Raw genomic sequence first — 11824 nt, forward strand, 5'->3', positions numbered from 1 at the left:
CATCGATCCAGATGGTTCTGATCGTTGAGCGTCTCCTTGCCGAGACCGGGCATCCCGCCCGCTCCCGGCACTGACCATCGCCGGCACGTGCCGGCGCGACAGAGGAGCGCAGCATGCAACGGACCATTGCCATTGTCGGAGCAGGACTGGGCGGGTTGACGCTCGCTCGGGTACTTCAGGCTCATGGCGTCGCCGCGACGATCTACGAGGCTGAGGCTTCGGCGACGACGCGGACGCAGGGCGGCCTGCTCGACATCCACGCAGAGACCGGCCAGGTCGCGCTTCGTGCAGCCGGTCTGTACGACGAGTTCCTGACTCTGGTCCGCCCGGGCGAGGACGCCAAGCGGGTGGTCGACCGCCACGGCACGATTCTGTTCGATATGCCTGCGGACCGCGGTTCGGCCCGTCCCGAGGTGGACCGTGGCGAACTCAGGCGCCTGCTCATCGACTCACTGGCGCCCGGCACGATCAGGTGGGGTCACAAGCTCGCCTCGATCCGGCGCCGTGTGGCGGGCGGCTACCACCTCACCTTCGCGGAAGGTTCCGCCACCAACGCCGACATCGTCATCGGCGCGGATGGTGCCTGGTCGAAGGTGCGTCCGCTGCTCACCCCCGCGCAGCCTCGCTACAGCGGAACCTGCTTTGTCGAGATCGCTCTCGCCTCAGGCGGCCGGAACTGTCGAGCGAGCGTGGCCGCGATCGGCAGCGGCACGCTGATGGCGGTCGCGCCGGGCAAAGGCATCATCGCCCATCGCTACCCCGACGGGCGCGTGTTCGGATACGTGGCGCTGAACAAGCCCGAGCAGTGGATGAGGTCGATCGACTTCGGCGACCCGTCCGCAGGCCTGCGTCAACTTGCCGTCGAGTTCGATGGCTGGTCGTCGCTGCTCACCGCCTTCGTGACCGAGAGCGACGCGCCACCGTGGCTACGTCCCATCTATGCCCTGCCCGTCGGGCTCACCTGGGACAGGGTGCCCGGCGTGACGCTCGTCGGCGACGCCGCGCATCTGATGTCGCCCTTCGCCGGCGAGGGCGCGAACCTGGCCATGTACGACGGCGCTGATCTGGCTAGCAAGCTGATCGAGCAGCCCGACATCGAAGTCGCGCTCACCGCTTATGAAGAGCGGCTGTTCCCGGCTAGTAGCGACGCCGCCAGCCGCGCGGCGAATAACCTGGAGATCTTCTTCGGCCCGGAAGCACCGCAGAGCGTAGTCACTCTGTTCGATCACTCCTGACACTGGAACCCAATAGGACAACCGTCGAGCGCGGGGACTGGGCCGCCCACGAGGCTGACCTCCGACACCGCGACGCAATCGCACACGGGCTGTCTACGCCAACGCACGCCACTCGGCACGAGGGTGCGTTCATGGAACGGACTCGCCGGGTCCGGTGTGATCGCGGTGCCGGTCGACCTCTCCGGTCGCTACGCCGGGCGAGTGGAGCCGCAGACTGGGTGTCGCCGAGCAGGGAGCTGAAAGGCGACACCCGGTCTGCGGCGAGCACTCAGGGCAGTACGGCGCAGGCGGGGCCGAGATTGATGCCGGTTCCGACGTTCATTGCGTTGCGGGGGAGGTAGATATCGAAGTCGTCACCCTCCAGGAGTTCGAGGACCACGATTTTGTGCGGGCCCTTCCGATCGGGGGTCCACGTGGTGCGCGCCGCTCCCGACGCATCCGCTACCAATTCATACGGCTGGAACTGCTTGTAGTCCGCGGTGTTCGGGTCGTCGCCGATCTGGTCGAGCACGACCACCGCCTTGCCGGGGTCGGTCATCACGGTGACCGCGTAGGAGCAGCCGGTGCCGCGGGCGTCTGCCGAGCTGCCGAAGCTCTGTCCATTCTCGACGCGCACGCTCGTGACGGTTGCCCCTGCCTGAGGCGCGGCGAACGCGATCGCTGCGGCCAAGACACTGAGCGTCGCCACGGTGGTGGCGCTTGCCCTGTTGGATCTATGCATGTTGAATTACTCTCTCTAGCAATGGATTCCCCCGTTTGGAGTCGAGGCGAACTATACAGGTGACCAGGAATTTCAGGGTCTGCCTTTTTTCGCAAGCGAGGCAGATATCGTACAGCTACTGCGCCGGGCACGGTGGCACTCGTCGAATCGTGCTGAACAGATATGTCGATGGCTACCGACGCTTCGATGCCTCGTCGCGTACTTCGGGGTCCGGATCTGTAGTCAAGCGGGCCAGTAGGCGGCGCGCCTCGGTGCCGCGATAGTTGTGTAGTGCGTAGGCGAGGGCGTAGCGGACCTCGGGGTTGGGGTGATCGATGAGGTGGGCGATGTCGGTGACGTCGCCGCGGCTGCGACTGCCCAGACCGTAGAGGGCGAGGATCAGGTCGTCTTCGTTGTCCGCGTTTCGTAGCTGTTCCAGCAGTTGAGGTTTCGTGAGCTCCGGGCCTTCGGTGCCGAACCGGCGGCGCAGGTCGGCGGATTTGAACTCGCCGCGGCCGAGGCACGCCGGGCAGGCGCAGGGGCGGCGGCCGTGGGCGTTCGGAAGGTAGCGCCACCCGGTCACCTGGCGTACGTGCCGAACCCGATGGAGTTCGGTGGGGGCGATGGAACGGGATACGACGATCTGGTAGCCGCGGGCGTCGTCGGCGTGCATGATCAGCGAAATGGCTTCGGCGGCAGACATTTCCGTGCCAGCGTCGGAGTAGTGCCCGACGAGGACCGGTTCGTCGTCGGGTATCCGGAAATGTACTGCGATGAACAGGCGCTGACCGCCGCGGCGTAGCTCGCGTAACCATTGATGCGACAGCACATACGAGGGCAGCACCGGCATGCAGAAGACGCCGCGCCCGGGGCCTGGCGTGGTGATGCCTGCTCGGCGGATTCGCCGAGCGTTCTTCTCCGGTGTCAGGTGTACGAGCAGGGCCACAACGCAAACCATAGATCGGTGGCTGTGAGGACCTCCAGCGACGGGCGGGTCTCGTTGTGCCACAACCAAATGTTCACCCGTTGTTCGCCGTCGACTCGCGGAGTTTGGCGTCGCATGAAAACATCTGTGCCAGTTGACTATCGGAATGCGGATGGCAGCAGCGCCGCTTCGTCCCAAAGCTAAGGAATTCGGAGATCAGATGCTGTTCTGGGCGACCATCGTAGGCGCGGCGCTCCTCGTACTGCTGTTACTCGGCGCGGCGGCACGAGCAATGGATCCGCGGGGCCAGAAGGAGCGGCGACGCAACTCGAGTGCCGGCCCGCGCAGGCCTGTGCTGCAACAGAGTTGGCCGCAGGCCGGTCGCCCGGGGTCGCGCCGCTAGGAGTTCGCCGCAACCGTGCCGGGCTTCGCGCAAAGCGTGGCCCGGCACGGTAGCGTCGTTGCTCTGGCTGAGGTGTCTTCAACCTCGCTTCAGTAAAGCGCCAATTCAGGCAGAGTCCCTAATTCAGGCCCTGCGCATGAACGCTATTGTGTAATAAACATTTTCGATGTTCCGTTCGACCACGCTGACCAGCTCCCAGCCCTGCGATTCGAGCAGTTCGATGCCGTTGACCAGGTGCACGACCGGCTCGAAGATCGCGCGCTGGTAGTCGGCCGAGCCGAACACGAAGCCGCCGGTCTGCGGGGAGCTCAGCACGAGGTGCCTGCGTGGATACGACCGCAGATCCACCATGCCGTTCAATACGGCGATCACATCGAAAATAGGCCCGGGCGCAGGAGCGTTCACGTGCCCATCGTCCCGCACGCCCGGGCGCGCTCCACCACGGCCCACTACGGGTCGATCAGACCCGGGTGCGCTGGGTCAGGTGGCGAAGACCTGAGAGTCATCGGCGAAGGCCTTGAACTCCAAGGCATTACCCGCAGGATCGAGCAGGAACATCGTCCACTGCTCGCCGGGCTGTCCCTCGAACCGCACATACGGCTCGATCACGAATTGGGTGCCTGCGGCGCGAAGGCGCTCGGCGAGCTGATGGAACTGCGGGATCGGCAGGATCAGGCCGAAGTGGGGGACCGGTACGTCATGGCCGTCGACCGGGTTGTGGATCCGCTGCGGGCGGTCCGGTGCGAGGTGGGTGACGAATTGGTGGCCGTGCAGATTCCAGTCCACCCAGGTCTCCGCGCTGCGCCCCTGGGGCAGGCCGAGCACCGCGCCGTAGAAATGGCGCGCGGCGTCGAGGTCGTCGACCGGCATCGCCAGATGAAATCTCGGAATCGGAGAGTCGAGAGCGGTCATGCGACAACCTTATTCGGCGCGGCGCGGATAGGGCCGGTACCGGCTACTTCGGTTCGAGCACGAACACCGGGATCAGGCGGTCGGTTTTCTCCTGATACTCGGCGTAGGACGGGTAGGCGGCTACCGACCGTTCCCACCACTCGGCTCGCTCAGCGCCCTCGACCTCACGCGCGACGTAGTCCTTCGTCACGGTGCCGTCCTGCAACGGGAACTCCGGGTACGCCTTGATGTTGTAGTACCAGGTGGGGTGCTCGGGGGCGCCGCCCTTGGACGCCACCACCGCGTACTTGCCGTCGTGCTCCACGCGCATCACCGGGGTGTAGCGCAGTTTGCCGGTCTTCGCGCCGCGCAGGGTCAGCAACACCACTGGCGACCCGAGCACATCGATGCCCTCGGTGGTCCCGGTCTCGAGAATCTTCTTCGTCTGGTCCTGCACCCAATCGGTGGGGCTGAGTTCTGCGGATTCGTTGGCCATGACCAGGCCAACAATACTTGTGTCCGCCTTATTCCCGCGCCGACATACGAGAGGGTGCCCGCCCTTGTCGTACCCCTGCGAGACCATGGCGCTATCGGAAAGGAGAGGCAGCCATGACCGATAAGCACGCACAAGACGTCCAGACCTGGCTCGCCGGACTCGACGAAAACCAGCGGGGTCGAGCTGAAGAACTTGTACAACTGGTCAGTGCCGCTGATCCCCGCCTTCAGCAGGCCGTGAAGTGGGGCCGCATCACCTTCACCATCGAGAACAGCTGGCACGACTGGCTGTGCGGGATCGCGGCCGCCAAAAAGGGAGTGCGACTTGTCTTTCACAAAGGCGCGCTACTGGACGACCCCGACGGGCTGCTGGTCGGGTCGGCGCGCTACGTCCGTGAGCTCCCAATGGAGCAGGCCCTCGAGTCTCCCGAAGCGGTCGATGCCCTGATCCGCAGCGCTATCGACCACCAGACCGACCTGATCGAGTAGGTCGGAAGCGACCGAGATCCGCTCTAGCGCGAATGAAACGCCGGAGACGTTGCTGCCGTAGATGTTTCGGGCGTTCAGTCTTCGCGTAACCGCCACAGCGCCGATACTGGACCATGACCCGCGCCGAGCGGGTAGGACGCCTTCAGGGAGCGGGTGGTCCATTCCTTCGCGAATGCGATCGCCGCGGGCACGTCGTAGCCGTGTGCGAGAGCGGAGGCGGTTGCGGTGGCCAGGGTGTCGCCCGCGCCGGGATCGTGGGCCGGGCCGACGCGTGGCGCGGACAACTCGTGGAATCGTTCTCCGTCGTAGAGCAGGTCGCTGCTGAAGGCGGAGGAGCGCAGATGTCCGCCCTTCACGATCGTCCACCGCTGGCCGAACTTGTGCAGGGCCTCGGCCGCCCGGCGCGCGGTGCGATCATCGGTGACGTCGATGCCGACGAGTAACCGGACCTCGTCCAGATTGGGGGTCAGCACGGTGGCCATCGGAATCAGCGTGTGCCGCAATGCATTCAAGGCGGAGTCGGGTAGTAGTGGATCGCCGTGGATCGAGGCCGAGACCGGATCCACCACGAACGGGATCGACCCGGCCTGCCCGATGCCCACCTCGTGACACACCTGCGCGACCGCTTCAATGGTCGCCTCGGTGGCCAGCATGCCGGTCTTGGCGGCGCCGATCCCGATGTCGCTCACCACAACTCGCACCTGGTCGGCGACGGTCTGCGGCGGGATCGCGTGAATGTCGCTGACGCGCAGCGAGTTCTGCACGGTGACCGCGGTGACCGCCACGCAGGCATGCACGCCGAGCAGGGCCATGGAGCGGGAATCCGCTTGGACGCCTGCGCTGCCGCCGGAATCGGTCCCGCCGATGGTGAGCACGCGGACCGGGGTCTGACCATCGGGTGTCAGTGGCAAGTACACGGGCGACAGTCAACACCATGGCGTCGCGGCACGGTCGAGGCGCTTCGCTGTCGCGGGATCGTGGACGAGGGTCGGCTGCTCGGCAGGCCGGGCGCCCGGTATCGTCCGCGCAGGTCATGATGACAGGCGATATCGGTACAGCGGCACCCACCTGGGATCACCCACGTGGGTCGGCGGCGGTGCGCGTCCTGGTCGAGGTCGGCGTGGCGCACGGGATGTCGGTGACCGCCTGCCTGATCGGCAGCGGGCTTCGAGCCGAAGACCTCGGCGACCCGACCACGGTGGTGCAGGCTGCGCAGGAATTGTCGGTGGCGCGCAACCTCGTTCGGGAGCTCGGCGACCGGCCCGGCCTCGGCGCGGAGGCAGGCAGCAGGCACACCATCGGCAGCCTCGGCGTCTGGGGGTACGCGATGATGTCGAGCCCGACGCTGCGCGACGCCATCGTGCTCGGCATCCGCTATGTCGAGCTGTCCTTCGCGTTCGTGCGGGTACGGCTGGTGGAGGCAGGCCGCGAGGTTGCGGTGGTGTGCGACGATGCGGACATTCCCGACGATGTCCGCGCGTTCTTTGTCGAACGTGAGCTGGTCAAGATCGCTCATCTGGTTCCGATCGCGTTGGGACCGAGTGTCGGGGTGCGGGTCGAAACCGGGTTGACCGGCGTGCGAGCCGAGGCGGTGCGGTCGCGGATCGGCGACATCGAGCTACGGTCGGGGTGTCGGCACCATCGCATCGTGCTGGACCGCGACGTGCTCGATCTGCCGCTGCCCAACGCGGACCCGCTGGTCACCAGCGAGTTGGAGCGCGAATGCCTGCGGCTGCTCGACCTGCGGCGGGGGCGGGGTGCGCTGGCCGCCCGGGTGCGCGCGCTCCTGCTCGCAGACCTCGACACCGCGCCGGGCATGGACCTGATCGCTGCCCGGCTGCACGTCGACCCGCGGACGTTGCGGCGCAACCTCGCGGCCGAGGGCACTTCGTTTCGTGAACTCGCCGACGAGGTGCGCGCGGCCCTCGCGGCTGAACTGCTGGGCACCGGGCTCCCGGTGGCCGCCGTCGCCGCCCGACTGGGCTTTCACGACGCAGCTGGATTTTCGCGGGCCTACCGGAGATGGACCGGTGAGACGCCGGGTCGTGCCCGTCGCCTGCCCGGCTGACTGGATCAGATCAGCCCCGCACGGCTGGATGTCCGAAACGGACAACAACCTTGTCCGCCACGGACCTGGGGCGTGCGCGGTCCCGTTCCTATCGTTGCGAACATGACCGGATCAACACCGACGGTAGCCATTATCGGCGCGGGCTTCGGCGGCCTTGCCGCCGCTATCGAGCTGGGCCGCAACGGGATTCACAGCTATCGTGTCTTCGAGCGGGGTGACTCGGCGGGTGGGGGGTGGCGCGCCAACACCTACCCGGGCGCGGCCTGCGACGTGCCGTCCCCGGCTTACTGCTTCTCCTATGAGCTCGAGACCGAATGGTCGGCGCGCTACGGCTCCCAGCCGGAGATCCACCGGTATTTGCAGCGCTGTGCGGACAAGTACGGGGTCACGCCCAAGATCAGCTTCGATACCGAGGTCACGGCGGCGGCGTTCGTGGACGGGTGTTGGCGGCTGACGTTTGCCGACGGCGACAGTCAGGAGTTCGACGCGCTGATCTGTGCCACCGGCCAACTGTCCAGGCCGAAGATTCCGCAGCTGCCGGGTTTGGATACCTTCGCGGGCAACCAGTTCCACTCGGCGCAGTGGGATCATTCGGTGCAGCTGAGCGGCAAGCGGGTCGCCGTGGTCGGCAGCGGCGCCAGCGCCGTGCAACTGGTCCCCGCGATCGTCGACGAGGTGGCCGAACTCCATGTGGTGCAACGGTCGCCGTACTGGGTCGGCAACAAGTACAACCACCGCGGTGACGGACTGATGCACCGGCTGGTGCACCGGATTCCCGGCTTGGCCCGCCTCCAGCACAATGCCGAATGGCTTTGGTATGAACTGCGTGTCCCGATGATCTTCAACCGCGCCGACCCGCTGCGCCACATCTACCATGCGCTGTTGCGAGCCAAGATCCGCCGGGAGATCCGAGATCCGCTGCTGCGCAAGATGGTTACGCCGCATTACAAGGTCGGCTGCAATCGCGTTCTACTGTCCAATGATTGGTATCCGGCACTGGATCGGTCGCATGTCAGCGTGTACGCCGAGGGCGTCCGCCAGGTAGGTCCGCGTGGACTCGTCTTGGCCGACGGCACCGAGATCGATGTCGACGTCATCGTCTGGTGCACCGGTTTCACGCCGAACGAGTATCTGGCGCCGATCGAGATCACCGGGCGGGACGGTCGGTCGCTGCACACCGAATGGAAGGACGGACCGCAGGCGTACCTCGGCATCTGCGCGGCCGGCTACCCGAACCTGTTCATGATGTACGGACCCAACACCGGCTCACTCACCAACACCATCACCTTCCTGCTGGAGAAGCAGGCCCGCTACATCCGCATGGCGCTACAACATCTCGAGCGCACCGGCGGGTGGTTGGACGTGCGGCCCGAGGTGCAGGAGCAGTTCAACGTGAAGCTCCAGAAGCGGGCGCACGCAACAGTATTCACGTCAGGGTGCCCCGGTTGGTACCACACCGACACCGGCAAGGTGTTCGCCGTGTGGCCCGGTTCGCACGTCGCATATGCCAAGGCAACGCGGAAGCTGGTCCTCGACGATTACGAGCAGGTAGCCGGATAACGAAACCGGAAGTATCAACCGATCGCGGCGTCGACTTACGCCTGGATCGCGATGAACGGTTTTCGGCCCCGCTGACGAAGCATCGGGGCCGCAGAGGGTGCAGGGCGCGATTCGTTAGCGTTGGCGGATGGAACTGCGACAGTTGCGGTACTTTCTCGCGGTCGCCGAGGAGCGGAATCTCACGCGCGCCGCGGAGGTGGTGGGGATCCGGCCGACGTCGTTGAGTCAGCAGATCATCGCGCTCGAACGGGAGCTCGGTGCGGCGTTGTTCGTGCGTAGCTCGGCGGGGATGAAGCCGACGCAGGCCGGTGCGCGGCTGGTGGGGCATGCGCGCACGGTGGTGGAGTCGGCGCGGCGGGCGCGGGAGTCGATACAGCAGCGTTCGGGATTGCGGCTGGCTGTGACGCCCGGTGCGCCACCGTGGTGTGCGTCGGCACTGTGGCGTGCCGTCGGCGAAGTGACGCCCGAGGTGGCCGACATGCAGACCGCCGAGCAGCTGACTCGACTGCGCGACGGTGCGCTCGATGCCGGCGTATTGCTGTTGCCTGCCGACTTGTCGGGGCTCCAGGCTGTCACGATCGAGGACACCGAACTGGGCGTGGTGGTGGCGCGAGACCATCGGCTGGCCGACCGAAAGGTGGTGCGGTGGGACGATCTCGACGGCTGCGCCTTGTCGTGGTTCGCGCGTTCGTGGGCACCGGGCTACTACGACGCGATTCGTGAGACGTGGATTCGGGCCGGTTGGCATCCAACGGCGGTGCGTGAAAGCGCCCCGCGCAGGGGCCTTTTCGGCGCCGAACTCGCACACGGCGGGAATGTCGTCGCGCTACGACCGGCCTGGGAGGTGCGGCCGGGCGACGGGTTGGTGTGGTTGCCGTTTGCCGCCGACGCACCACGTATCCGGTATGCCCTGGTGTGGAATGCGGCCGATTCCGCGGCTGCGCGATACCGTTCGATCGCCGCTGACCTGGTGGCTGCGGCAACGCCGCACACGCGTGCGGTGCTGCCTCGTGGACAGGGCGGCCGGTGATCGGTTCTGCTGGAAGCAGATAGGGCCACATCGAAGCATTCGGTGCGGCCGAAGTCGGCTGACAGAGAGGTTGGCGCATGGCGCTCACCGCATGGGGATTCATCTACACCGCGAGCGGCAGTGACCCGGACCGGGAGACGGTCGTCGAAACACCCAGCTGCCGTTCGGTTTTCGTTGGCGTGGATCATCCGGAGCAGGCCGTTGCCGTGGCACGCCGCCTCGTCGCCGGTGGTGTTCAGCTGATCGAATTGTGCGGCGGGTTCGGGCCGGTATGGACCGCACGGGTGATCGAGGCTGTGCAGGGCGCGGTGCCGGTGGGTGCGGTCGCTTACGGGACCGAGGCCATCGATCAGGTACACGCGATCTTCGCTTGACCGCCGCCCCGCTCACCGTGTTCAGGAAAAGGTGGCGGCACCGGAACCGGTGCCGCCACCTCGAAACTGACTCAGTCGGCCTGGCTGCTCGCCTGCTTCGGCAGGAAGAACATCACGGCCCACATCACTGCCAAGGCCCCACCGACCCACCACAGCACACCGCTGAACGCGTCTCGGTTGAGCACGCTCGCGAGTGAGCCGCCGGTGGCGGTGAAGAACACGAGAGCAGTCAACGCGGTACCGAAAGCGATGCCCAGATGCATTGCGGTGTTGAACAGACCCGAGGCCGAACCGGCGCTCTCGTGCGGAACCTTCGCAAGCGTCAGGTCGGCGATCGGTCCGCCGACCATGCCGAGACCGAAGCCGAGCAGCATGACGGGGACGGTCATCGCGAGCAGGGTCAGCTCGGCCTGCCCGCTGCTGATCTGAAGCCCGTAGGCCGTCATCGATGCGAGTGCGATCACGACTCCGGCCTGAGGCAGGCGGCGCCCGAAACGCCCGGCGGTCTTCGTCGCGATCATCGCACCGGCCAGCTCGCCGACGGCGAGCAGCATGAAGGCCAGCGCCGCCAGCACCGGACTCATGCCGAGGCCGTGTTGCAGATACAGCGTCCACGTCATGAAGAACAGACCACACAGCAGTCCCAGCAGCAGCTGAGCGGACAGCCCACCGGCGAACGCCTTGTCCTTGAACAAGGACAGCACCACCAGCGGGGCATCGTCTTTCCGACGCTGCTGCTGGCGCAGGAAAACGCCGAGCACCAGCAGACCGCAGGCGAGCATGGCGAAGCACCAGAGCGGCCAGTGATGGGTATGGCCCTCGGTGAGCGGGAAGACGATCAGCACCATGGCCACCGCGGACAGCAACATCCCGGTGAGGTCGAGCCGATCGGCCTTCGCCGCGGTCGACTCGGTGATGAACCGCCGTCCGAGAATGAGCACGGCGAGGCCGACGGGCACGTTGATCAGGAAGATCGGCCGCCAGGACAGCCCGAACAGGTCGGCCTCGGTGAGCAGGCCGCCCAGCACGGGACCCAGGACGCTGCCGATCGACAGGACCGCCCCGTAGAAGCCGAACGCCCTGCTGCGGTTCTCGCCGTCGAAAGTGACGTGCAGGGTCGCCAGGACCTGCGGGATCATCACGGCAACACCGATGCCCTGGAACACGCGAGCGGCGATCAGCACCTCGAGGCCCGTGGCGAGGCCGCACAGCAGTGAGGCGAGCGTGAATACCGCGGTGCCGATGAGCAGGACCTTGCGCCGGCCGTAGATATCGCCGAGCCTGCCGCCGGTGATCAGCCCGAGGGCGACGGTCAGCGAGTAGCCGGCGGTCAGCCACTGCACCGCGCCCGGCCCGGCGCCGGTCGACGCCTGGATGGCGGGCAGGGCGGTGAGCACGACCGACTGGTCGAGGATGTCCATGAGTTCGGCGACGAGGACGACCACGAGGGCGATCGTGGCGGCCCGGGTCATCTTCGACGACCGGCTGGATGAGGGGTGAGCCGAGGACGCGGCGTCGCGGTGCGGCTCGTTGTCGAGCGCGGAGGAATGCACGGTGAGACTCCTGTTCAGGAATCGGGGAGCTCGCCGTCAGCCGCGCAGGGGCCGCAAAACACGAAACCCGGGGCAGTCGGCAGAGCTGCACCCGGGACTTC

General features: G+C 66.5%; 13 protein-coding genes. 6 read left to right on the forward strand and 7 right to left on the reverse strand.

Annotated elements, in window-relative coordinates:
• The first annotated feature begins 113 nt into the window (after nt 1-113).
• Entirely contained in the window at nt 114-1235 is a 1122-nt protein-coding gene (locus tag DBO33_RS14860; protein WP_107655558.1) for an FAD-dependent oxidoreductase, read from the forward strand.
• A gap of 268 nt (nt 1236-1503) precedes the next feature.
• Here DBO33_RS14860 and DBO33_RS14865 read toward each other — a convergent pair whose 3' ends face one another.
• The 5 genes from DBO33_RS14865 to DBO33_RS14885 form a co-directional block, all read right to left on the reverse strand.
• Nucleotides 1504-1851, reverse strand: coding sequence for a hypothetical protein (locus DBO33_RS14865; RefSeq protein WP_159080258.1), 348 nt, complete (start codon nt 1849-1851; stop codon nt 1504-1506).
• A gap of 277 nt (nt 1852-2128) precedes the next feature.
• Complete coding sequence (locus DBO33_RS14870; protein ID WP_159080259.1) at nt 2129-2881, reverse strand: HEAT repeat domain-containing protein; 753 nt, start codon at nt 2879-2881, stop codon at nt 2129-2131.
• A 505-nt stretch (nt 2882-3386) separates the two neighbouring features.
• The gene (locus DBO33_RS14875) at nt 3387-3668 is read right to left on the reverse strand and encodes a hypothetical protein (RefSeq protein WP_159080260.1); all 282 of its coding nucleotides are present in this window, start codon (nt 3666-3668) and stop codon (nt 3387-3389) included.
• A gap of 75 nt (nt 3669-3743) precedes the next feature.
• A complete protein-coding gene (locus tag DBO33_RS14880; protein ID WP_107655562.1) occupies nt 3744-4175 on the reverse strand; it encodes a VOC family protein in 432 nt (143 codons plus the stop codon).
• Nucleotides 4176-4218: 43 nt separating this feature from the next.
• Entirely contained in the window at nt 4219-4650 is a 432-nt protein-coding gene (locus DBO33_RS14885; RefSeq protein ID WP_107655563.1) for a nitroreductase family deazaflavin-dependent oxidoreductase, read from the reverse strand.
• Between the two features lie 113 nt (nt 4651-4763).
• Between DBO33_RS14885 and DBO33_RS14890 the strand changes: the two genes are divergently transcribed.
• The gene (locus DBO33_RS14890; RefSeq protein WP_107655564.1) at nt 4764-5138 is read left to right on the forward strand and encodes a DUF1801 domain-containing protein; all 375 of its coding nucleotides are present in this window, start codon (nt 4764-4766) and stop codon (nt 5136-5138) included.
• A 74-nt stretch (nt 5139-5212) separates the two neighbouring features.
• On the opposite strand, the gene thiD is transcribed toward DBO33_RS14890, so the two are convergent.
• Nucleotides 5213-6055, reverse strand: coding sequence for a bifunctional hydroxymethylpyrimidine kinase/phosphomethylpyrimidine kinase (gene thiD / locus DBO33_RS14895; protein WP_107655565.1), 843 nt, complete (start codon nt 6053-6055; stop codon nt 5213-5215).
• A gap of 116 nt (nt 6056-6171) precedes the next feature.
• On the opposite strand from thiD, the gene DBO33_RS14900 reads away from it, so the two are divergent.
• From DBO33_RS14900 to DBO33_RS14915, 4 genes are all read left to right on the forward strand, one after another.
• Nucleotides 6172-7206, forward strand: a complete 1035-nt coding sequence (locus DBO33_RS14900; protein WP_234390847.1) for an AraC family transcriptional regulator — start codon at nt 6172-6174, stop codon at nt 7204-7206.
• A gap of 102 nt (nt 7207-7308) precedes the next feature.
• Entirely contained in the window at nt 7309-8766 is a 1458-nt protein-coding gene (locus DBO33_RS14905) for a flavin-containing monooxygenase (protein ID WP_107655567.1), read from the forward strand.
• A 127-nt stretch (nt 8767-8893) separates the two neighbouring features.
• Nucleotides 8894-9796 (forward strand): LysR family transcriptional regulator, encoded by a 903-nt coding sequence (locus DBO33_RS14910; protein ID WP_107655568.1) that lies wholly within the window; start codon nt 8894-8896, stop codon nt 9794-9796.
• Nucleotides 9797-9873: 77 nt separating this feature from the next.
• Nucleotides 9874-10170, forward strand: a complete 297-nt coding sequence (locus tag DBO33_RS14915; RefSeq protein WP_107655569.1) for a DUF6506 family protein — start codon at nt 9874-9876, stop codon at nt 10168-10170.
• Nucleotides 10171-10241: 71 nt separating this feature from the next.
• On the opposite strand, the gene DBO33_RS14920 is transcribed toward DBO33_RS14915, so the two are convergent.
• Nucleotides 10242-11723 carry an MFS transporter gene (locus DBO33_RS14920; RefSeq protein ID WP_107655570.1) on the reverse strand — a complete coding sequence of 494 codons (1482 nt, stop codon included), beginning with the start codon at nt 11721-11723 and terminating at the stop codon, nt 10242-10244.
• Nucleotides 11724-11824: the final 101 nt, after the last annotated feature.

This window comes from Nocardia suismassiliense, from assembly GCF_900269665.1.
In the GTDB taxonomy this organism is placed as follows: Bacteria; Actinomycetota; Actinomycetes; order Mycobacteriales; family Mycobacteriaceae; genus Nocardia; species Nocardia suismassiliense.